Origin of the sequence: Mesorhizobium sp. M7A.F.Ca.US.007.01.2.1 (assembly GCF_003998165.1) — a bacterium.
Taxonomy (GTDB): Bacteria; Pseudomonadota; Alphaproteobacteria; order Rhizobiales; family Rhizobiaceae; genus Mesorhizobium; species Mesorhizobium ciceri.
The window spans coordinates 1-777 of the sequence record NZ_RZQP01000506.1 but is presented as its reverse complement, the minus strand read 5'-3'; the positions used below and the strand labels follow the sequence as shown (position 1 = coordinate 777).

1 pseudogene is annotated in these 777 nt (G+C 63.4%); it reads left to right on the top strand.

The features are described 5' to 3' along the window. Positions 1 to 777, top strand: a pseudogene (locus EN949_RS35490) (phosphomannomutase/phosphoglucomutase); the annotation flags it as partial.

Sequence of the window (777 nt, the reverse complement as noted above, 5' to 3'; positions counted from 1 at the left end):
ACAATCCCAATCCCGAGGATATGCAGATGCTGCATGCCATCAGGGACAAGGTGCTTGAGACTGGAGCCGATGTCGGCCTTGGCTTCGACGGTGACGGCGACCGCTGCGGCGTCGTCGACAATGAGGGCAATGAGATTTTTGCCGACAAGGTCGGTGTGATGCTGGCGCGCGATATCTCCAGCCAGCATCCGGGCTCGACCTTCGTCGTAGACGTCAAGTCGACCGGCCTGTTCAACACAGACAGCGTGCTGCGCGCCAACAGCGCCGTCACTGACTACTGGAAGACCGGCCACTCCTACATCAAGCGCCGCGTCGCCGAGCTTGGCGCCGTCGCCGGTTTCGAAAAGTCGGGCCATTTCTTCTTCAACCCGCCAGTCGGGCGGGGTTATGACGATGGGCTGGTCACCGCCATCGCCATCTGCCAGATGCTGGACCGCAGCCCCGGCAGTTCGATGGCCGATCTCTACCGCGCGCTGCCGCTGACCTTCGGCACGCCGACCATGTCGTCGCACTGCGCGGACGATGCGAAGTATGGCGTTGTCGAGCGGGTGGTTGCCGACTTTCAGGCCATGAAGCGGGATGGAACGGTTTTTGCGGGCCAGAAGATCGCCGACCTCATCACCGTCAACGGTGCGCGCGTTGTCGCCGACGACGGCACCTGGGGACTGGTGCGCGCCTCGTCGAACAAGCCGGAACTGGTCGTGGTCGTCGAAAGCCCGGTGTCGTCGCAGCGTCGACGGGAGATGTTCGAGGCTGTCGACACCGTGCTGCGCCGCA